Origin of the sequence: Micromonospora sp. NBC_01699 (genome assembly GCF_036250065.1) — a bacterium.
Taxonomy (GTDB): Bacteria; Actinomycetota; Actinomycetes; order Mycobacteriales; family Micromonosporaceae; genus Micromonospora_G.
Genome location: NZ_CP109199.1, coordinates 5,045,961 through 5,068,489, shown reverse-complemented (window position 1 = coordinate 5,068,489; position 22,529 = coordinate 5,045,961). Strand labels below are relative to the sequence as shown.

The window sequence follows — 22,529 nt, the reverse complement described above, 5'->3', positions numbered from 1 at the left end:
ATTCCGCCACTCGTGGGGGCAGGACAGCTGCCGGTCCACCCTGGATGGCCGGGCGAGGGGTCTCCTGCCGTCTCTGATCCACATAGGATCTACCGCGCCGCTGCGGCTCGACGGGAAAGGTGTGACGACCATGAGCAACGTCCGTACCGAGTCGGCACCTGACTTGGCGCCAGGGTCGGTGGTGGTCATTCGGGACGAGGAGTGGCTGGTGCAGACCGCAGAGGAAACCGCGGACGGGCTCCTCGTGCACGTCCGCGGTCTGGGTGAACTGGTCCGTGACGTTACGGCCAGCTTTTATGCCTCCCTCGACCGCATCGCACCGCTCGACCCGGCAGCCGCGAGCGTCGTGGCGGATGACAGCCCGCGCTACCGCAAGGCCCGCCTCTGGCTTGAGTCCACCTACCGCAAGACCGCCGTTCCGCTCGCCGATCGCTCACTCACCGTCGCCACGCAGGCCCTGGCCACACCGTTGAGCTACCAGCAGACCGCCGTGCGCAAGGCACTGGACCCGGAAAACCTACGTCCCCGGATCCTGCTGGCCGACGCGGTCGGGCTCGGCAAGACCCTGGAAATCGGTATGATCCTGTCGGAGTTGGTGCGCCGTGGCCGAGGTGAGCGGATCCTCATCGTGACGCCCCGCCACGTGCTCGAACAGATGCAGCAGGAATTGTGGTCGCGATTCGCGTTGCCGTTCGTCCGTCTCGACTCGGCCGGTATTCAACGGGTCCGGCAGAAGCTCCCGGCGAACCGTAACCCGTTCACGTACTTCCGGCGGGCGATCATCTCAATCGACACGCTGAAGTCGGAGCGCTACGCGGCCAGCCTGAAGAAGCAGCGTTGGGACGCGGTCGTGATCGACGAATCGCACAATCTGGCCAACGCGTCCACGCAGAACAACAGGCTGGCCCGCACGCTGTCCCGCAATACCGAGACGCTGATCCTGGCGTCGGCGACCCCGCACAACGGCCGCAAGGAGTCCTTCGCCGAGCTGGTTCGGCTGCTCGACCCGTCCGCGATTCCGCCCGGGGGCGAACTGGTGGCCGCCGAGATCGAACGGTTGGTGATCCGCCGCCACCGGCACAGCGACGAGGTAGCGGGCGTTGTCGGCGCCGACTGGGCGGAACGGCAGGAACCGGAGAACGTACTGGTGCCCGCGAGCCCGGCGGAAAACGCGGTCGCCCGCGAGCTCGAGGACGTGTGGTTGTGGCCGCCGGACAAGCGCACCCCCTATTCCGGGCAGAACGCGTCGCTGTTCCCGTGGACGCTGGCCAAGGCATTCCTGTCGTCGCCGGTCGCGCTGGCCGAGACCGTTCGGCAGCGTCTGAGTCGTCTCACGCACGACGCCGTCGCGAATATTGAACGTGCGGCCCTGGAACGGCTGGCCGGCCTGAACACGGCGACGCTGGCGGCGGGCTCGGCCAAGTACGCCCGGCTGGTCCAGCGGCTCCGGGAGGTCGGCGTCGCATCCGGCTCGCCGATGCGGGCGGTGGTGTTCGCCGAACGCGTTGCCACGCTCACCTGGCTGCACAAACACCTGCCGGCCGACCTCGGAGTGCCCGCCGAGGCCGTCGCGATCATGCACGGCGGCCTGCCCGACGACGAGCAGCAGCGCATTGTCGACGCCTTCAAGCAGGAACACGCCCCGGTCCGTGTCCTGGTCACCGGCGACGTCGCCTCCGAAGGGGTCAACCTGCACGCCCAGTGCCACGAGCTGATCCACTACGACATTCCGTGGAGCCTGATCCGCATCGAGCAGCGCAACGGCCGCATCGACCGGTACGGCCAGCAGCACCCGCCCCGAATCACCGCCCTGCTGCTGGAGCCAAACGGCGGCCGGTTCGCCGGCGACATCCGCATCCTGGCAAAGCTGGTCGGCAAGGAGAACGAGGCACACCGCGCGCTCGGCGATGTGGCCTCACTGATGGGCCAGTACGACGTGAAGGGCGAGGAGGCCGCCATCCGCGCCGTCCTAGCCGGGCAGCGTGACCTGGACGATGTGGTGCGCACCCCGGACGAGGTGCTGGCCGGTGACGACCTGTCGGCGATGTTCTTCGGCATCGTCGACGCCGACGACGCCGACGAAGAGCCGCTGCCCGAGACGACCGGGACCGCCGGGTCAGGGCTCTACCCCGACGACGTCTCTTACCTCGAAGAGGCGCTGCACGCCGCCTTCGTCGACCCGACCGGGCCGCTGAGCAACAACGGTGTCGCCTGGCGCCGCGACCCCGCCTTCGGTACCGCCGAACTGACCCCGCCACCCGACCTGGTGCAACGCCTCGATCTCCTGCCGCAGAGCTATCTCGCCGACCGGAGGGTCACCGACAAGCTCGTCCTGGCCACCACTCTGCCCCGGGGCAAGGACCGGCTAGAGCAGGCGCTGCGCGACGACACCGAGTCCAGTTGGCCGGACGCGCACTACCTGAGCCCGCTGCACCCGGTACTGGACTGGGCCTCGGACCGGGCCTTGGCCGGGCTGGGTCGTAACCAGGTGTTCGCGGTCCGCGGCAACGTCGACGACCCGACTGTGCTACTGCTGGGCACGCTCACCAACCGGCGCGGGCAGGTCGTCTCGGCGGCGTGGCTCACCGTCGAGTTTCCGGCGCCCGACACCCTGTCGTTCGCCCCGGTTACCCCGCACTCGTCGGCAGCCGAGGCACTGGCCGCGCTGGGCTTCGACGCCGCGCGAGCCAACCCCGGTCCGGTGCCGGACGCCGAGTCGCTCGGCCGGTTCATCGCCCCGGCCGTGCAGCACGCCCGCGCGCAGATGCGCGACCTGTTCGCGGCGGCCGAGAAGGACGTCGCGCATCGGGTCGAGCAGTGGTCGCATCGGCTCGCCCAGTGGCAGGACGAGGCGGACAAGCTGATTCAGCGCCGCGATCTGAAGCAACGCCGGGTCAGTATCGGGCAGGAGCAGAAGCTGGTCGCCGACATGAACCCGGACCGGCAACTGGTCCGCCCGCTGCTGGTCGTCGTACCAAAGACCGGGAGCACCGCATGAGCGAGTGCACCGAGCGCAGCGAGGGCCACGAGCGCATGCGAAAGGTAGGCACCGCATGAGCGCGTCCGACGCGATCCTGGTCGGTGAGGGCTGGATCTCCGAGCACTACTTCACGACCGACGCGACGAAGGAGTCGTTCCGCGCCCGGGTGCTGGAGCGCCGTAAGACGTGGGACGCGGAGGCCGACGAGCGCCGGCCCACCCCGCGTAGCCGGTTCACCGACGCCCGGCAGGAGCTGGAAGCCGACCTCGCCAAGCTCAGCGAGCTGACCGATGTCGAGTCCGACCTCGGCGCCACCGACCCACAGACCACCGCCGCCGCGGTCGCGTCGATCCACCAGCGCATCGTCGGCATCCTGGAACTGCGTGAGCACGGTCTGGTCCTCGGCGAGGACGGGCCAATCCTGCGCGTCTCGGCGCCCGGTATCACCGAACGGTCACCGCTTGTCGTCGTGCTCGCCCAGCCGGTCGCCGCAGTCGAGGACGTCCTCGCCAAGGACGGCCGAACGCTGGCCGCGCCGGTGCGCCTGGACGACGACGGCGACGAACTCACCTCAGCCGCGCGGCTGACCTCCGCCCTGTTCGTCGAGGACGATGCCCCCGACCTGGCCCTCATCCTGGCCGGCCGGTGGGCGGTGCTGGCCGAACGGGAACGCTGGGCCGAGGGCCGCTACCTCGCCGTCGACCTGCAACTGATCTGCGAACGCAACGACACCAGACGCGGCGGCGAGATCGACCGCGCCCTGACCTGCCTGTCCGCCGCGTCGATCGCCCCGGACGCCGACGGCAACCTGTGGTGGAGCGGCGTCCTTGACGAGTCGATCAAACACACCGTCGGCGTATCCAAGGACCTCCGCGAGGGCGTACGCCTCTCCATCGAGATCATCGCCAACGAGGTCGTCGCCCGCCGCCGCGCCCGGGGCCTCGACCCGCTGCCCGCAGCGGAGGCTCAGCCGCTGGCCAAGCAGGCGCTGCGGTTCCTCTACCGCATCCTCTTCCTGTTGTACGCGGAGGCGTCGCCCGAGCTGGGCGTGCTGCCCGTCGGCGCCCCCGAATACGACCAGGGCTACAGCCTGGACCGGCTGCGTGAACTCGTCCAGGTCGAACTGGCCACCCCGCGCGCCCGGACGGGAACCCACCTCTACGAGTCGCTGGGCGTGTTGTTCCGGCTGGTCGACCGGGGTCACCAGGTCGTTGAACCAGCCGACGAGGAAGCGTTGTCCGCGCCGGGGCTCACGTTCAACCCGCTGCGCGCCGACCTGTTCCGTTCCAGCGCCACCGCGCACATCGACGCGGTCGGCATCGGCAACGCCGCCCTGCAGGAGGTCCTCACCCACCTGCTGCTGAGCAAGGAACGGCGGGGCAGGGACAGAGGCTTCATCTCGTACGCGGAACTGGGCATCAACCAGCTCGGCGCGGTCTACGAGGGGCTGATGTCGTACACCGGCTTCTTCGCCGAGACGGACCTGTACGAGGTCGCCAAGGATGGTGACGGCAGCAAGGGCTCCTGGGTGGTGCCGGTGGACCGCGCGGGTGGCATCGCCGCCGCCGACTTCGTGAAGCTGGCCGACCCGGTGACCGGCGAGCTGCGGCCGGTGCTGCACCCGCAGGGCTCGTTTGTGTTCCGGCTGTCCGGTCGGGAACGCCAGCAGTCGGCGTCCTACTACACCCCCGAGATGCTGACGAGGTTCACCGTCGGGCAGGCCCTGGAGGAGCTGCTCGACCAGAACAGCGAACGCACACCCGCTGTCGACATCCTGGGCATGACGATCTGCGAACCAGCGCTCGGCTCGGGAGCGTTCGCCATCGAGGCGGTGCGGCAGCTCGCCGAGCAGTACCTGAAGCGCCGCCAGGAGGAACTGGCCGCCGAGGGCAAACGCATCGACCCGGACGACTACCCGAAACGCCTGCAGGAGGTGAAGGCCTACCTCGCTCTGCACAACGTCTACGGCGTAGACCTGAACGCCGCCGCCGTCGAACTCGCCGAGATCACCCTGTGGCTGGACACGATGGTGCAGGGCCTGTCGGCGCCCTGGTTCGGCCTGCACCTGCGGCGAGGGAATTCGCTGATCGGTGCCCGCCGGGCCGTCTATCACCGCAGCCAGGTCGTCGACAAGTCATGGCTGGGCGCGGTGCCGAACGAGATGCCGTTGACCTCGTTGGTCGACGACATGGCCACCGGGCGGGTCGCCACCGACGGCATCCACCACTTCCTGCTGCCCGCCGACGGCTGGGGCTCGGCCGCCGACGTCAAGGAGGCTTCCGCGCTCGCCCCCGATGCCGTGAGGAAGCTCAGGACCTGGCGGGGAAGCACGAAGACCAAACCCACCAAGCAAATTGTCGACGCGTACGCCGAACTGGCGCATCGGGTGGAGTCGCTGTGGCAGATCGCCTACCGCCGCCTGGACCTTGCCGAGCAGCAGATCCGCCGGCGCATCCCGGTGTGGGAGGCGGGTGAGCTGCCCGCCGGCGGGGCGGTGCAGCGCGAGGAAATTGAGGCGGCGCTCGCCGACGAGGCAGGCGCCTACCGGCGGCTGCGCCGCGCAATGGACGCGTGGACGGCGCTCTGGTTTTGGCCGCTCACCGACGAATCCGCCACCGTGGACGGCACAATGATTGCTCCGCCGAGTGTCGCGGAGTGGGTCGCCGGGTTGCAGGCGCTGCTGGGCCGCAACCCGGAGCTACGCAAACGCAAGGCGTCTGGGCTGACCCTGAGCGCCGGGATGAGCTGGGACGAACTCAACGAGGCCGAACGAGTGGAGATCGGCTTTGCCGGCGCTAAGCCCATCGAGACGGTGCTGTGCGAGCACCCGTGGCTGGTGGTGTGTGAGCGTATTGCCCAGCGGCAGGGCTTCTTCCATTGGCAGTTGGATTTCGCTACCGTGTTCGCCCGCGGCGGCTTCGACCTCCAGGTCGGTAACCCACCGTGGGTCCGGCCCCGCTCCGACGTCGACGCCCTGCTGGCCGAGGGTGATCCGTGGTGGCAGTTGGCGCTGAAGCCGACCCAGGCGCAGGTCGCCATTAAACGGGCGGCGACCCTGGCGCTGCCGGGCATGACCGAAGTGGTCGTCGAGGGCACGGCGGAGGTGCTGTCGATCGCGGCGTTCGTCGGCTCGGTCGGGCAGTATCCGCACCTGCAGGGCCTTCAGCCGGACCTGTACCGCTGCTTCATGGAGGTGATGTGGCGGCACGGGTCGGCCCGCGGCACCATCGGCATGATTCACCTGAACTCGCACTTCACCGACGAAAGCGCGGGCCTTCTCCGCTCGGAGTTGTACCTGCGCCTCCGCCGCCACTGGCATTTCGTCAACGCGCTCATTCTTTTTGAGATCAAGGACAGCAAATTTTTTGGCGTCACGGTGCACGGATCACGGCAGGGCCGGCCGGGCTTCACGCAGGCGAGTTGGCTCTATCACCCCGACACGGCGGTGCGGTCCCTGGTGCACGACGGATCCGGGCCGGAACCCGGACTCAAGGACGACGAGGGCCGCTGGGACGTACGCCCGCATCGCTCGCGGATCACCACGGTGACCGATGGCACGCTGCGCGCCTGGCACGCCACCATGGAGACCGACGACGTACCGATCCGGCAGACCCGGATGGTATACGCGGTGAACCAGTCCAGCGCGGCGGTCCTGGAAAAGCTCTCCCGCGTCGGGCGAATCGGTGACCTCGGCCTGCGCTTCTCGGCCGGTTGGCACGAGAAGAACGACCGGACCAAGGGGTATTTTGAGTCGGAGTGGGGCGTGCCGGGCTCCTGGGATGACGTGATCCTTCAGGGGCCGCACCTGTTCGTGTCGACGCCGCTCTACAAGGAGCCGAACGAGTCGCTGCGCAACAACCAGGACTGGTCGGTGACGGACTTCGAGGCGCTGGCGGCCGACGCGATCCCGGCCACCGCCTACAAACGCCAAGGCGACCGCTACGACTACGACTGCGCCTACACGGACTGGGGCGACGAGGACCACCCTGACCCCGCCCGCGACCACTACCGCATCGCCTGGCGCACGATGGCAGCCAATCAGGGCGAGCGCACCTTCATCCCTGGGTTGATTCCCCCTGGTGCCGCTCACGTTGACGGCGTCTTTTCGATGGGAATGCCTGACGGCGAGCCGTCCGACCTTGCCATTGTGTGTGGATACCTTTCATCGCTGATCACGGATTTCTCGACGAGGGCTGCGCCCAAGTCGACGATCCGTGCGGGCGCGGTGGCTCGGATGGTTCGGGGTGGACGACAACCTCTCGACGATTATCTGCTCTTGCGTGCGCTGCGACTGAACGCAGTCACGGACGCCTACGCGGAGCTTTGGCGGGCTTGCTATTCGGACGACTTTCGCGATGATTCATGGGCCGGCGGACTCGACTACGAACTGCGGGTGCCGTTGGAGCAGGTCGGGCAGGATTGGACGCCGGGGACACCGTTGCGGATCGCTGCGGATCGGCGCCAGGCGCTGGTGGAGATCGATGCACTGGTTGCGCTGGCGCTCGGCTTGACCCCTGACGAGTTGTGTTCGATCTATCGAACCCAGTTTGCCGTGCTGCGCGGCTACGACCGCAACGTCTACTTCTACGACGCTAACGGCCGGCTCGTGCCCAACTCGGTGCTCACCGTCTGGCGCAGGAAGGGCGACCGGATCACCGCCGAGGAGCGCACCGCCACCAACCAGGCCGGCAACACCTACACCTATGAGCTGCCGTTTGTCACCCTGGATCGGGAGGCGGACATGCGGGAGGCGTACGCGGTCTTCGCACAGCGCCTGCGGGAGCGTTCGTGACCGAGCTGCTGCCCACCGTCCAGGCGGCCAACGTCCGGGACAGCCTCGTCGATTATCTGACGACAACGTTTGCGCTGACCGACGCGGACGCCCGCGACGGCCTCGACACGTTCCTGTCCGATCCGGTCACCGGCATGTTCAAGGGCCCGTACGTGCGCCTGCGGTTGCCGTTCCGTCCGGCGGAGGAGGGCTGGCGGCAGCACCTCGACTGGTACGCGGGCCCGGACCCGTACGGTCATCAGGCCGCCGCGTTCGCCCGGCTGACCTCCCTGGGCGGTCGACGCCCCCAGGCGACACTGGTCACCACCGGCACCGGATCGGGCAAGACCGAGGCGTTCCTCTACCCCATCCTGGATCATGTGCGCCGGGCCCGGCTGGAGGGCGTGACCGGGATCAAGGCGCTGATCTTGTACCCGATGAACGCGCTCGCCAACGACCAGGCCGGCCGTCTCGCCGGGCTGCTAACCGGCCACCCGGAGCTGGCGTCGATCACCGCGGCGCTCTACACCGGAGAGAAGGGCAAACCCCGGACGATGGTCACCTCGCACGGGTTGATCACCGACCGGGGGGTCATCCGGGACACCGCGCCCGACATTCTGCTCACCAATTACAAGATGCTCGACCAGTTGCTGCTGCGCCACGAGGACCAGAGCCTGTGGCGGCAGTCCGCGACCAGCCTGCGCTACCTGGTGCTCGACGAGTTCCACACCTACGACGGCGCGCAGGGCACCGATGTAGCCATGCTGCTGCGCCGTCTCGGGCTGGCGCTGAAGAGCCATTGGCGGGACGACGACCCGGCCCTCACCGAGGCCGCGTGGTCCCGACCGTTGGGGCTGATCACCCCGGTGGCGACGTCGGCGACCCTGGGGGACAAGGGCGATCCGGGCGCCATGCTCGATTTCGCCGAGACCGTGTTCGGTGAGCCCTTCCCCGCCGACGCGGTGGTGACCGAGTCTCGGAAGGACCTCGCCGAATGGGTGGGCGACGCGGAGGCCGTCGTCGCCGAGGCCGGGTTCGTCGTCGCGGCCGCGTTCCGGGCCGATGAGGTACGCGCGGCCGTCGAGACGCTCGGCGCCGACCCGGACGGCGCGGCTCTCGCCCGTACCATCCTCGGCCTTCTCTGGTCCGGTGACCGCGACCAGCTCACCGCGGCCGGGCCGGACCTGCTGCTCGCCCTGGCCAAAGCGCATCCGTTGGTACAGGAACTGACCTACGAGACCGCCGACGCGGTCAGCGTCGACGACCTGGTCCGCCGGATCGCGGGACAGGCCGACCGGCGCACCTCCCGCCTAGCCGCGGGCGGCTTCGACACCGACTGGGCGCAGGCGATCACCGCCGTGGTAGCGGCCCTCGGACACATCCGGGCGGTCGTCGGACGGGATGCCCTCGCCGTCGACGTGCACCTGTGGGTACGCGAACTCACCCGCATCGACCGGGCCGCCGACACCACCGCCCGGTTCCGCTGGGGCGACGACGGGCCCCCCGTGGCCGGCGGGGACACCGAGGACATCCGGCCGTCGTTCCCGGCCATCTATTGCCGGTTCTGTGGCCGGTCCGGTTGGGGGGTCGCGCTCGCCCCGGTCGGCACCGGCCTCGCCGTCGACGACGAGACCATCCGGCGTAACCATGCCACCCGGGAAGGGCGCTTCCGGGCCCTGCTGTACGCGCCGGCCGAAGCCAACGCGTCCTACGACGGGGCCGCGCACCCCGACGGGCTGGCCTGGTTTTCCGTACGCGGTCGGGAACTGCTGACCGCCGCCCCCTCCGACGACGACCCCGACCTGCGCGACGGGTGGATCCTGCCGGTGCTCACCAGCGCCGGCCGGGACGCCGACGAGCACGCGCGCGACGACACCTGTCCGTCCTGTGCCCAGCCGGACGGCATCCGCTTCCTCGGCAGCGCCATCGCCACCCTGCTGTCGGTGTCACTGTCCACCCTGTTCGGGTCGGCGGCGCTGGACGTACGGGAAAAAAAGGCCCTGGTCTTTACCGACTCTGTGCAGGACGCCGCGCACCGGGCCGGTTTCGTGGAGGCCCGCTCGCACACATTGACCCTGCGCGCCGCGCTCAACGCCGCGATCGCCCCCGGCACCCTCACCCTGGACGCATTGGTCGAGGACGCGATCCAGCGCACCGGTGAGGACGATTTCCACCGCTACCGCCTGCTCGGCCCCGACTGCGTCGACAGGGAGTCGTTCATCCCGTTCTGGACGTCGAAAACCCTGCGGGGGGTGCCCGCCCGGGTGATGTCGCGGGTCCGGAAACGGCTCGCCCTCGACGTGGTCCTGGAGTTCGGGATGAACTCGCGCACCGGGCGGACCCTCGAACTGACAGGTGCCGCCACCGTCGAGGTGGAGGCCGGCCCACCAACCCGGATGGCCGCCGCCGCCCGAGCCGTGCTGACCGGGTTCGCCGTGCAGGGCCCACTCGGCGCGGACGCGGCCGAGCCGGCCGACGAGACGCTCGTGCGGTGGGTGCGGGGCGTCCTGGACCGGATGCGGGCACAGGGTGCCATCGACCATCCCTGGTTCACCACCTTCCGTCAGGAGGACGGCAACCGCTGGTCCATCTGGGGCGGGCGGCCCCGAGGCGACGGCATGCCCGCCTTCCCCAACACGCGGCCGGCCCCCAGCTACCCGCGTGTCGGCGGCTCCGCCAACCCGGTCCGCGACAGCGACCTGGACGCCGTCACCTCGGCCCAGTCCTGGTACGCGCGCTGGACCTCGCGGGCGCTGTCGGTCAGCCCGGCCGATGGCGGGCGGCTCACCCGGCTGCTGCTCGACCGGCTCGCCCGCGACGGTGTCCTCACCACCGTCACCAGCCAGAGCGGCGCCACCGTCTACGCGATCCCGCCGTCGGGCGTCGTGGTCGCCCCGGCGCGGCTCGACGACCTCACCGCCAAACGCCACCTGTTGGCCTGTGACACCTGCCGGGCGCTGGTGCCGGGCAGCCGCACCACCGTCGACCAGCTCGACGGCGCGCCGTGCATGCTGGTGCGCTGCCACGGCCGGCTGACCCGGGAAGCCCTGGCCGACAACTTCTACCGCCGGCTCTACGCCTCCCCGGATATGCGCCGGATCGTTGCGCGCGAGCACACCAGCCTGCTCGATGACGCCACCCGGCTGAGCTACGAGGACGGCTTCAAGAAGTCCTCGACCGAGCCGCAGGCACCCAACGTGTTGGTCGCCACCCCCACCCTGGAAATGGGCATCGACATCGGCGACCTGTCCACGGTCCTGCTCTCGTCGCTGCCCCGCACCGTCGCGTCCTACCTGCAACGGGTCGGGCGGGCCGGACGTCTCACCGGCAACGCCCTCAACCTGGCCTACCTCACTGGGCGCGGCGACCAGCTTCCCAAGCTCGGTGACCCGCTGTCGGTCATCAACGGCGAGGTTCGCCCGCCCGCCACCTACCTGAGCGCCGAGGAGATCCTCCGCCGCCAGTTCACCGCCTGCCTCATCGACGACATGGCTCGTGACCAGCGGCACACCCACCCGACCAGCGCGCAGAAGGCCATCGGATCCAGCGACCCGGACTCGTTCCTCGGCGAACTCATCGCCGTCGCCGAGACGGGCGGTGCCGCTGCGGTGCGCCGGTTCACCGACACCTTCGGGTCATTGCCCGCGTCCACGGTCGATGCGCTCACCGACTGGGTCAGCCCTGCGGCCGGCGCCGGCACCAGCCTGTTCGCCGGGCACGTGCACGCGGCCAGTCGGCGCTGGCAGCAGACCGTCGAGACACTCAGGCGGCGTCAGACCGAGATCAACAAGGTGTTACCCGAACTGGAGGCCAAGGCCGGGTCTCCGGCCGTCACCGACGACGACAAGCGGGCGTTGCGGTCGGCCAAGACCACCCGCAAGCTGATAGGGGGGCAACTCGGGCACCTGCGCGGCGAATACTGGATCAGCGTCCTGGAGGAACACGGACTGCTGCCCAACTACACGCTGCTCGACGACACCGTCACCCTCGCCGTCGGAATCAGCTGGACCAACCCCGACTCCGGCGAGTTCGAAAGCGACAGCGCCCAATTCCAGCGCGGATCGGCGCAGGCCATCCGCGAGTTCGCCCCCGGCGCCACCTTCTACGCCCGCGGCTGGGAGATCGCCGTCGACGCGATCGACCTTGGTATCGACGGCGAATCCATCCGCCCCTGGGTGTTCTGCCCCGCCTGCGGCTACGCCGCCGACATTGCAGCCACCGGCCAGGAACAGCAGATCGCCAAGTGCCCGCGTTGCGGCAGCACCGGCATCGCCGACACGGGCCAGCGCCTCGACGTCGTCGAACTGTCCCATGTCTCCGCCGAGGTGCGCCGCGACGAGGTGAAGATCTCCGACCGGCGTGACCAGCGCGACCGCATCCCGTTCCAGCTCATCACGGCCGCCGACATCGACCCGGCCGGCATCGCGGCGAAGTGGTTCGCCGAGAACACCGGGCTGGGCTGCACCTATCTACGCAGCATGGACCTGCGCTGGCTAAACGTCGGCGTCCCCGGTCACGGCACGTCGCGGATCATATCGGCTGACGAACGCACCGGCGCGTTGTTCCGCGTGTGCAGCGGATGCGGCAAGCTTGACACCGACACGGGCCGCAATCGCCCGCACGAACACCGCGCCTGGTGCCCGTACCGGAAGGCAGCCGTGGAGAACACCACGGCGGTCGCCCTATCCCGCACCCTGCGCACCCAGGGGCTACTGCTGCGCCTGCCGTACGCGGTCACCCTCGGCGACGACTTCGCCGTGCCGAGCCTGGCCGCGGCCGTCCTGCTCGGGCTGCGCGAACAGATCGGCGGGCACCCCGACCACCTGCGGGTCGAGCACGTCGTCGACCCCACCCTCAGCGACGGCATCGACAACCACGACGCACTGCTGCTGCACGACGTGGTTCCCGGTGGCACTGGGTACCTGGCCGACCTGGCCGCCCCGGACCGCCTGCGCGACCTACTCACGCGCGCCTGGCGGCGGGTGCACGACTGCGAATGCCGGCATGAGGAACGCCTCGCCTGCCACCGCTGTCTGCTGCCGTTCACCCTGCCCGCCGCACTGCGCCGTACGTCCCGTGCGGCCGCCGAACGGCATCTCGCCCACCTGCTCGGTTTGGGCGAGGATGCCGACACCGCCGATGGCCCACCGTGGACGCTTGTCGAGACTCCACCGCAGGACAACCCCGAATCGCACCTCGAACAACGCTTCCGCAAGCTGATCGCGCGGCGGCTGAAGGCGATCGGGGCAGCCACCATCGAGGTGCCGAAACCGTGGGGCAACGCGCTGCGTTTCACCCTGCCCGGCGACCAACGCCAATGGACCCTCACCCCGCAGGTCAACGTCGAGAACTCCCGCCCGGACTTCCTGCTGGAATCCAACGACACCTCCGTGCCGGCCGTTGCCGTCTTCACCGACGGTCATGCCTTCCACGCCGTAGCGTCCCGCAACCGGCTCGCCGACGATGCCGAGAAACGGCAGATCCTGCGCGACACCGGCCGTATTGTCCTGGCGGTCACCGCGGCCGACATCGCCGCCGCCGAGCAGGAGACTCCGACCGTCCCAGCCTGGTTCTCCGAGGCGACGGTAACCAAACTGATCAAGCAGGCCCCGTTCCAGGCCGCGCCGAGTGCGTACGAAGGGCTGCGAGCCGGCCCCATCTCCTGGCTGCTCGCCTGGGTGTCCGCGCCCAGGCCCGCGGACCTGGGAATCGTCGCGCGGGCCGTACCGATGTTTTTGGTCGACGGCCGGTCCCGCCGCACCTACGGCGACGGGATCAGCCTTTCGGCGGTCGGACGCGCCGCGTTGCTCGCCGAGGAGTTGCCTTCCGGCGAGCGGACCCTCCTGGTACGGCAGTTCGGCGCTCTCGCCGTCGTCGTCGAGCCGACGAAGACGGCAGTGCACGCTGCGCTTGTGCTCGACGACCGGGAACAGGCCCTCGACGCCGCGCACGCCGACGCCTGGCGGCTATGGCTGCAGCTTTCCAATGCGATGTCGCTGCGGGACTGGCCCACCGTCATCACGACCGTCAGCCGAGTGGGTAGCCCGGCCACGGCCGCTGCCACGCCGGAACCAGTCGCCTCCGACGGGCTTCCCGACGGCATGGACGAGAGCTGGGCATCTGCGTACGAGTCGGCCGCGCCGGGTGTCGAGCGCGACCTGATCCGGCTCCTCGCCATCCACGGCGGCCTCGACGCACCGCTAATCGGTGTGGAAGGCCCGCAAGGTATCCCGATGGACATCTGCTGGCCGCGCCTGCGTATCGCCGTCGACCTCTACGACATGCCCGACGAGGACCGCACCGACCTCAGCTCCGCCGGCTGGCAGGTCGTACAGCCGGATCCGGACGCCGTCGTCGCGGCACTGACTGGTACCAACGACCGCGGGGAGCACTAATGTCGACCATCATCATGACGAAGTGGCCCGTCAAGATCGACGGCTCGGTCAAGGCCAAAGCGATGACCTTCCTACAGAAGCTCTCCGCCGACGACACCGCCCCCGGCCTGCACGTCGAGCCGATTGCCGGTGCGGCCGACTCCCGCGTCCGAACCGGCCGCGTCGACCAGTTCTGGCGTGCGGTGATGTTCCGGCTCGACGGCGCGGGGGAGAGCCACTACGTCATCCACGGCGTCTGGCCCCACGACGACGCCATTTCCGTGGCCGCGCGGGTCCGCCTCAAGGTCAACCCGATTAACGGTCTACCGCAGATCGAGCAGGCCGAACCCGCATCCTGGCCGGCTACCGCGCCACCGGCTACACCGCCCGCCGCTGCCCCTCCTGCACCGTCCCGGCCGGCGGAATCCCTCGTCTTCCCGGCGCAGCCTCTGCTGGGCCGGCTCGGGCGCACCCGCGGCGACCTTGTCGACCGGCTCGGCGTCCCCGCCGATGTCGCCGAGCGAGCACTGGCCGCGCCGGACGAGGACGCCATCCTCGACCTCGCTCAACGCCACGAAGGGTGGCTGGGCCTCCTCCTGGTCGACCTCGCCACTCAGGACTCGATCGACACCATCGCCGAGCGGCTTCACCTAGAAGCGCCCGAACAATCAGGTGATGACGACGCCGACCTGCTGCGCTCGCTCCAGCAACCCGCCGCCCAGGCGCAATTCGCGTTCATCGACGGCCAGGAGGAACTCCGCCGGATCATCGAAAAGGGCGACTTCGGCTTGTGGCGGGTGTTCCTGCACCCCGAGCAGCGTCGCTACGCCGTGCGCCGCTACCAGGGACCCTTCCGGCTCTCCGGGGGCGCCGGCACCGGCAAGACCGTCGTGCTCATCCACCGGGCTCGCGTGCTGGCTCGCGAACAACCCGACGCCCGGCTCGTACTGACGACGTTCACCACGAACCTGGCCGGCGCCCTGCGTGACGGCCTCGCCCAACTCGACCCGACGGTGCCGCAGGCGACCGCCCTCAACACACACGGGGTGTACGTGGCCGGGGTCGACGCCCTGGCCGCCGCCGTAATCCGCGCCGCTGGCACCGGCATCGCCGATGCCGCCCAGACCGTCCTAGGCGATGCTCGATCCACCCCCACAGGGCGGACCCCTACTGGCCGGTGGCGGGAGGTCATCGAAGCGTCGGCTACCCCGCTGCCGCCGGAGATCGCCAACGAGACCTTCCTCAGCGCCGAATACGCGCTGATCGTCCTGCCCAACAAGGTCAAGAACGAGAACGAGTACCGCCGCGTCCGCCGGCCCGGCCGCGGGGTTGCCCTCGACCGAGCCAAACGGGACAGCGTGTGGGCGCTGATCGCTGCCTACCGGGCGCAGTGCCGCATCGACGGCACTCTCGACTTCGCCGAGGCAGCCGCCGTCGCCGCCGCCCACCTGACGGCCACCGGCGGCCAAGCCGACCACGTGCTCGTCGACGAAGGCCAGGACCTGTCACCGACACACTGGCAGATGCTGCGCGCCCTGGTCGCCGAGGGTGAGGATGACCTGTTCATTGCCGAGGACTCCCACCAGCGCATCTACGGCAACCGAACCGTCTTGGGTCGATACGGCATCAAGATTGTCGGCCGCTCGCAGCGGCTCACCCTCAACTACCGCACCACCGCGCAGAACCTGCGCTACGCGATGGCAATGCTCGACGGCTGCGACTACGTCGACCTCGAAGACCAGGCGGAGATCACCGGCTATCGCTCGGCGCGATCGGGGCCGGCGCCAGCGGTGGAAAGTGTGGAGTCGCTCATCGCCGAACTAGACACGATCGCTGACCGTATCCGCCCCTGGCTTGACGGCGGAGCGACACCCGAGACGATCGCCGTCCTCGTACACGACAAGTTCCAGCGTGAACGAGTTGTCAACGCGCTCAACGAGCGCGGCGTGCCGGCACGTGCAGTCGACCGCGACCGCCCGGGGGAAGGCCGGGTGCTCGTGATGACCATGCACAGGGCCAAAGGCATGGAGTTCGCCAAGGTCGTACTCGCCGATGTCGGCTTTGAGTCGGCTACCGAGAAGGCCAGGCTCGACAGCCTGGATGACATCGAGCGGCACGACGCCGAGCTGCGCGCACGGTCATTGGTATACGTGGCCGCTACCCGTGCTCGCGATGAGCTTTTGGTGGTCCAGCGCCTATAGTTCCCTCCGGGCCGAGAGGAAATAGGGTTGGCATCCTGGTCCCGCTCGCGACCCCTGTCGACCAGGGTTCCGTACCCGTGCTCGCGGGCCCACCCGACATCGTCGAGCACGTAGCGGAAGTCCCGGTCCGTCGGCGACGGCGGCTGCTCCTCGTACGTGAACCCGTGCCGGGCCATGCACCGCGCGATCAGCCGCTCCGAGGCCCGGTGGAGCAGTTCGTCATCACTGGCGGCGACCGGCTGACCATCGGAGGCCGGTGCGTCCTCGGCGGCACCCGTCCCGTTGGTGATGACCGCCCACCCGGCAATGACGCCGAGGGCGATGCCGACCGCGACGAGGCCGACCAGCGTCGGCACCGCGGCCCGGCGACGGGACATTCCTGGCATCAGACCCTCCATCGATCGACAAAACCGTTCCCCGCCGATCGGCGGGGGAGAGCACCGGAAGTGGCGCTGATTCGATGCTCGGCCACGCCATTGATACGGCCGCCATACGCTCGCCATACGTCTGGCATATGCGCGCCGGCGCGTCGCGGCGGCGCATCAGACCGGGGGGGTCCTCGCGGACAGCTTTGCCAGCGCTGTCGTGATCGCGGCTCACGAAAGCAATCGGCTCATCGAGCAGGGAAACGGCCGAATGCGGTGCCGACCGAGACCAACCCCGCGTGCACGAGCCGAAGTCCTGTTCCATGTCGTCGGTGCGCAGCACGTTCATGTTTTCCACGTGGTCGCCCGACGGCGCCTGGCGACGGTCCTGTGATGAGATACGCTGCATGGTCGAATCGCAGGTGCCGGTCCTGGAGATGCTGTGGGAGGCGCAGGACCCCCACCACGCGCTCGACGAAAGGTTCGGCTTCAGCGACGGGCAGGCAGCCGGCCGCTGGGTTGCCGACACGCTGAACGAGCACTGGGGCGTTCCCATCGACTCCTGCGAGCGGATCGCCGAGAGGTGGGCGATCCGGCACGGACACCTGGACCACCGGTCCCCTGCGGTCGTCCATCAACGACCTCTCCGGTCCTCAGTCAGGAGCGTTCAGGCCTATGCCGGAGGTGGGGAAGCACAGCGTGTGTCGCTCCGCCGGGTGGTTGGGGCATATTAAGTGGATGGTCGCAGATGTTCCCGAAGAGTCGGTCGATCCGGCGGCAGGTCCACCTCAGCCAGAGCATGCGCGGGCTGCTGACGAGTTCGTAGCAGCGTTGCGTCGTCTGCGGTTGTGGTCTGGCCTGACGTACCGGCAACTGGAGGCAAAGGCGGCGGCGGCCGGTGACTTCCTGCCGAGCAGCACCATCGCCAGCGCCCTGGGTCGGTCCACCTTGCCGCGTGAGCAACTTGTCGATGCGCTTACCAGGGCGTGCGGCCTGGGTGACACCGATGTGCAGCGGTGGCTCTCCGCTCGCCGACGTCTCGCAATGGGCAAGGACGACGCGCCGCCACCGGACGGCCCCGATGGCCTGACCGACCTGACCGACCTGACCGACGACGAGCCCGGACTTCCGTCGACGCCGTCGGAGTCCGGGCCTCGGCCACCGGAGCCGCCCAGACCCACCCGACGGCGGAGGACCCCGGTGCCGGTGAGCCGGGCCGCGGTCCTCCTCCTGACCGGAGTTCTCGTCCTGGCCGGGCTGGGCATCGGCGGGTACGTCCTGGTGTCCGGTATGGCGGACGAGCCTGCGTCCGCGCCCGGATCCTCGGCGACCATGACCAATGTGCCGATCGCGGGGCTGGTCCTGGGAGATGCCGGTAGTTGGGCGCAGATTCGCCCGAGCGCGTCACCCGACCTCTGCCTCACCGAGGGGCGGGACCGTAGCGGTAGCTACCCCCATGCCGTCGCCGCGCTGCGGCCCTGCGCGTCAGCCGTGCCGCCGCGTACCTATCTCGAACCGGTCGGCGTCGAGGCGATGTACATCGAGTGGCACAATCCCGTGGAGGGCATAGGCTGCCTCACTCTGCGTGTTGGTGGTGCCGCCATGGGCATGTTCGAGCCTTGGGACGATTGCAGTGATACCCGCCGTGAGCAGCTATTCAAGGTCGAGCCGTTTGGTGAGGCGGCTGCGGCGCGCTACCGCCTACGGCCCGTCTACGCCGGGATGTGCGTCGGTCTGGTTGGCAACAGCGCCGTGGCGGGTGCGGAGGCGGTGCACGAACCTTGCAGCGGAGAGGCGGACCAGGAGTTCCTGATCGACCTGCTCCCGCCCCCGTGAATGGTTGCAGCCTGGGATCGATGTCGCATTCAGGCAGGTACGTCAGGATCCGGCGGGCCGGGTCAGATGCCGGCGGTGACGGTGACACCGACGGCCGCACGGCGTGGGGTGCCGACGCCGGTGACAAGGTTGCCGGTGGAGGTCACGGAGAGCGTCGTTCCCGGGGCGAGCTGGTAGTCGAGACCGACGCCCGTCCCGTTGCCCCGGATGGTGTTGCCCATCACCGCCGCGTTTCCGGTGCCGTAGTTGACGCGCATCGCGAGGAAGGTGCCGCCACCGCCGTTGAACCGGAAGATCCGGTTACCGATGATCGTGGAGGCTGCCTCGCCCTGGAGTGATACCTGGAGTCCGTTGGTGACGAAGTCCTCGATGTAGTTGTCGGAGATGGTGCTGCCGAAGAGCCGTTGTGCGGCGATCGCCGCGCCGCCGGTGCCGTAGATGTGATTGCGCTGGATGATCCATCCGGCGGTGTTGTCCAGGGCGACGGCGTCCGAACCCGAGTCGGCGATCCAGTTGTCCAGGAGCTGCCAGTCGGTGACGGAGTTTCCGGTGTCCTCCACGTAGATGCCCCGACCGCCGGATTCGGCGATATGGTTGCCGACGATACGGCCATTGACCTGGGTGTTGAGGAGTGCGGTGCCGTTGGCCGACACATTGGTCAGCCGGATCCCGTGCCGGGTGGCCCCTCGGATCTCCACGTCCTCGATCACTGACTGCCAGGACCGCACCACCAGTACGTCGCCGCCGCGAGGATTGCCGGCCCGGTTGCCATCCAATGAGACTCCTCGGATCGTGACCGGCATGCCGGTGTAGCTGTCATCGTCCAGGAACGAGTCACTGGCCAGCAATGCGGGCAGGTTGGCCCCGTCCGCCTGCCGGATCACCGTGCCCGCACGGGAATGTCCGCGATAGGTGCGTTCCCCGATCAACCGGATAGGATCGTCGATCAGACACTGCCCGTCGAAGACGATTTCGTCTCCGGGGGAGCTCGCGGTGATCGCGCTGTTGAGCGTCTCATCGTCCGCGGTGGTATTGCCACACCGTACGGTTATCTGTTCCGCCATCGCCGGTGCAGCGGTCCCGAACGGAAATACCGACAGTGTCAGGGCGAGGACGACGATGGCCAGCAGTTGCCAGGCATGTGCCTTGGATGGTCGACGCATGGCCCTCAACCTATGGCTAATTCGCGTTCTACGCGACGTCCGCAGCTGTCCGAGCTTGTCCGAATCTGTTCGGGCGGCGTGTTCCTAGTCTATTCGGGTGCGACGCCAGGTGGCGGCGGGATCCCAGCGATAACGACCTGCCGCATGCCTCGGCATGGCGCAACAACGCCACGCCACCACACACTCGGCTAACCCATCTTCGAAGCGTTCTCGTGGCGTTTCGGACGGATCCGTACAGCCCGGAACGCCGTGACGCCTTGCTCTGAATGAGGGGGGTGGTCTCCGCGGCGAGTTCCCTGATTCGGTCGAGTGCCTTCGTGAGGTCTTCGCGGAGCTTGCGTTCGTTGCCGTGGCGTGGCCGCGTACGTGAACGCGGGCGCCTCGACCCGCTGTTCGCCGCCGAGATCCACAGCGACGAGGCGGGGATAGGCAAGCCGAGCCCCGAGTTGGTCTCGCGTGCGGCGTACGCCGTTGAAATGTCGAGTGCTGGTTCGTCGACGACATGGACGCCCTGCGACGCGGCGAGGTTGGATCGGCCGCGTCGCAGGGACAGGTTACTGCTGGTCAGTTGCCGAGAGTGACGTGGAAGATGCGTTCGTTGCTGTTGTTGGGGGTGCTGTCCTTGTCGCCGTTGTTGGTGGTGGTCAGCCACAGGCCGCCGTCCGGAGCCGGTTCGACGGTGCGCAGCCGGCCGTAGGTGCCGTTGAAGTAGGTCTGCACGTTGACGAGGTTGCCGCCGCTGATCACCGCGCGGTACATCCTGGTGCCGCGCGCGCAGGCGACGTAAAGCGCGTCACGCACCACAGCGATGCCGGAGCAGGAGCCCTCGGCAGTCGAGTACGTGCGCTTCGGCGCGATGAAACCGGCGGTCCCGCAGGCGCCCGAGGTGCCCTCGCACGCGGGCCAGCCGTAGTTGCCGCCCTTCGTGATCAGGTTGGTCTCATCCATGATCGAGTTGCCGAACTCCTGCTCCCAGAGCCGACCCTGCGAGTCGAACGCGAGGCCCTGCGGGTTGCGGTGTCCGTAGCTCCAGACATAGTTGCCGAACGGGTTGTCCGAGGGCACCGTGCCGTCGGTGTTCAACCGCAGAATTTTGCCGGCGAGGTTGTTGATGTTCTGCGCGTTGTCGCCGTTCTGGGCGTCGCCGGTGCTGGCGTAGAGCTTGCCGTCCGGACCGAACCGCAGCCGGCCACCGTCGTGGTACTTGTTGCGCAGGATGCCGCCGATCAGCACCTGCTCGGTGCTGGTGTTGAGTACACCGTTCTGTAGCTTGATCCGGACGATTCGGTTGTCGCTGGGTGAGGTGTGCATGATGTAGAGCCACTGGTCGGTGGCGAAGGTGGGCGAGATCGCCAGGCCGAGCAGGCCGCCCTCACCGTCGGTGCTCTGCACGTTCGGCACGGTGCCGACGGTGGTCTTCGCGCCGGTGGTGGGATTGAGCCGGATGATGTCGTGCGCGTCGCGACGGTTGTAGAGGATGTTGCCATCGGGCAGGGTGACCAGGCCCCACGGGATGTCGGTGTCAGTGGTGATCTGTCGGACCGTGCACACCGAGGCGCCACAGGACGCGCCGGTGGTCACCGTCACGGTGTTGCTGGCCGGTGAGACGTTGGCCTGCGCGTCCGCGGCTCGGACGTAGTACTGGTAACCCGTGCTCGCCGCGAGCCCGCTGTCGATGAAACTTGTCGCGGGCGGTGTGCTGCCGCTGCCGGTGACGGTGCCGACCCTGGCGCCGTTGCGGTACACGTCGTAGCTGCGGACGCCGATGTTGTCCGTCGCCGCCGCCCAGGTCAGCGTCACGGTGGTGCCCGATGCCGAGCCGGCGAGCCGCTGCGGCGCGGTCGGCGGCGTGGTGTCGACCTGGCACTGCGGCGGGGTGATCGACACCGTGGTACTGGCCTGCGAGACGTTACCGGCGGCGTCCCGTGCGTTCACGTACAGGCCCCAGGTCGTGCCGGGGACGACGGTGAGGCTGGTCGACAGCGTGCTGCCGCTGACCGTCCGCATCTGCTGGCCGTCATGGTAGATGTCGTAGAACGCGACGCCCACGTTGTCGGTCGCGGCGTTCCAGGCAAAGGTCACCGAGTCGCAGAGCAGGTTGCTCACCCGGGGGTTGCCCGGCACCGTCGGCGGCTGGGTGTCGAAGCCGCCCGCGGACGTCGTCCAGCGCTGGTTGCTCTGCCCGCCGCAGGTCCACAGGCCGACCAGCGTGCTGTTGGCGGTACCGGCGCCGGTGACGTCCAGGCACAGATTCGATTGGATACCGACGATCGTGCCGTCCGCGTTGATCCGCCACTTCTGGTTGGCGCCGCCGTTGCAGGTGTAGATCTGCAACACGGCCGGAGCCGTGGTGTCCTGACCCGCGACGTCCAGGCAGCGGGTGTCGTTGTAGATCCGCAGCTCGCCGGCCGCCGTGAAGTTCCACGACTGGTTGGCCTGGCCGTTGCAGTCGTAGATGTTGACGCCGGCGCCGTTCGCGTTGTTGTTGGCGACCACGTCCAGGCAGCGGCCGGAGCCGACACCCACAACGGTGGTCACCGCCGCCGAGGCCGGTGATCCCGGCACCACGGCCAGCGCGGTGACCAGGCCGAGCACGGCGAGGCACGCCAGCACCCGCCGGGGCAGACTTGGTCGTTCGATGGTCAGCGTCATCTGGTACGTCCTTCCAGGAGCGGACAGTGGGGCTACCTAGGTACCCGTGACGCGACAGGCCACGCGCAGTGTCGGAAGGAACGTCCGAACGATTCGAAGAGCATGGATACCACGGTCGTGCTCGGCGTGGGTCCGTGGGGCCACTTCAAGCGAAGGCTGGATCGGCGACGGCTGACCTGCCGTCCGT

At 68.8% G+C, this 22,529-nt stretch carries 7 protein-coding genes and 1 pseudogene; 6 read left to right on the top strand and 2 right to left on the bottom strand.

Annotated features, from left to right (window positions below; all coding sequences use genetic code 11):
* The first annotated feature begins 130 nt into the window (after nt 1-130).
* The 6 genes and pseudogenes from OG792_RS20815 to OG792_RS20790 all read left to right on the top strand — a co-directional run bounded on the left by OG792_RS20815 (nt 131) and on the right by OG792_RS20790 (nt 18,527).
* Complete coding sequence (locus OG792_RS20815) at nt 131-2,998, top strand: SNF2-related protein (protein WP_329101350.1); 2,868 nt, start codon at nt 131-133, stop codon at nt 2,996-2,998.
* A gap of 55 nt (nt 2,999-3,053) precedes the next feature.
* Entirely contained in the window at nt 3,054-7,772 is a 4,719-nt protein-coding gene (locus tag OG792_RS20810; RefSeq protein WP_329101349.1) for a class I SAM-dependent DNA methyltransferase, read from the top strand.
* Complete coding sequence (locus tag OG792_RS20805) at nt 7,769-14,146, top strand: DEAD/DEAH box helicase (protein WP_329101347.1); 6,378 nt, start codon at nt 7,769-7,771, stop codon at nt 14,144-14,146. Before OG792_RS20810 ends, OG792_RS20805 begins: the two co-directional genes overlap by 4 nt.
* Nucleotides 14,146-16,326 (top strand): UvrD-helicase domain-containing protein, encoded by a 2,181-nt coding sequence (locus OG792_RS20800; RefSeq protein ID WP_329101345.1) that lies wholly within the window; start codon nt 14,146-14,148, stop codon nt 16,324-16,326. Before OG792_RS20805 ends, OG792_RS20800 begins: the two co-directional genes overlap by 1 nt.
* 772 nt (nt 16,327-17,098) lie before the next feature.
* Nucleotides 17,099-17,266, top strand: a pseudogene (locus OG792_RS20795) (phosphotransferase); the annotation flags it as partial.
* Between the two features lie 163 nt (nt 17,267-17,429).
* Entirely contained in the window at nt 17,430-18,527 is a 1,098-nt protein-coding gene (locus tag OG792_RS20790; RefSeq protein ID WP_329101343.1) for a helix-turn-helix transcriptional regulator, read from the top strand.
* Nucleotides 18,528-18,589: 62 nt separating this feature from the next.
* Here the strand turns inward: OG792_RS20790 and OG792_RS20785 are convergent, their stop codons facing one another.
* Entirely contained in the window at nt 18,590-19,690 is a 1,101-nt protein-coding gene (locus OG792_RS20785; RefSeq protein ID WP_329101341.1) for a right-handed parallel beta-helix repeat-containing protein, read from the bottom strand.
* Nucleotides 19,691-20,254: 564 nt separating this feature from the next.
* Nucleotides 20,255-22,342 carry a PQQ-dependent sugar dehydrogenase gene (locus tag OG792_RS20780; RefSeq protein ID WP_329101340.1) on the bottom strand — a complete coding sequence of 696 codons (2,088 nt, stop codon included), beginning with the start codon at nt 22,340-22,342 and terminating at the stop codon, nt 20,255-20,257.
* Nucleotides 22,343-22,529: the final 187 nt, after the last annotated feature.

Excerpts from the sequence above, each read along its gene's own strand:
- OG792_RS20800 (WP_329101345.1), top strand. The coding sequence starts at position 14,146 with ATGTCGACCATCATCATGACGAAGTGGCCCGTCAAGATCGACGGCTCG.
- OG792_RS20780 (WP_329101340.1), bottom strand. The coding sequence starts at position 22,342 with ATGACGCTGACCATCGAACGACCAAGTCTGCCCCGGCGGGTGCTGGCG.
- OG792_RS20790 (WP_329101343.1), top strand. The coding sequence starts at position 17,430 with ATGGTCGCAGATGTTCCCGAAGAGTCGGTCGATCCGGCGGCAGGTCCA.
- OG792_RS20785 (WP_329101341.1), bottom strand. The coding sequence starts at position 19,690 with ATGCGTCGACCATCCAAGGCACATGCCTGGCAACTGCTGGCCATCGTC.
- OG792_RS20815 (WP_329101350.1), top strand. The coding sequence starts at position 131 with ATGAGCAACGTCCGTACCGAGTCGGCACCTGACTTGGCGCCAGGGTCG.
- OG792_RS20810 (WP_329101349.1), top strand. The coding sequence starts at position 3,054 with ATGAGCGCGTCCGACGCGATCCTGGTCGGTGAGGGCTGGATCTCCGAG.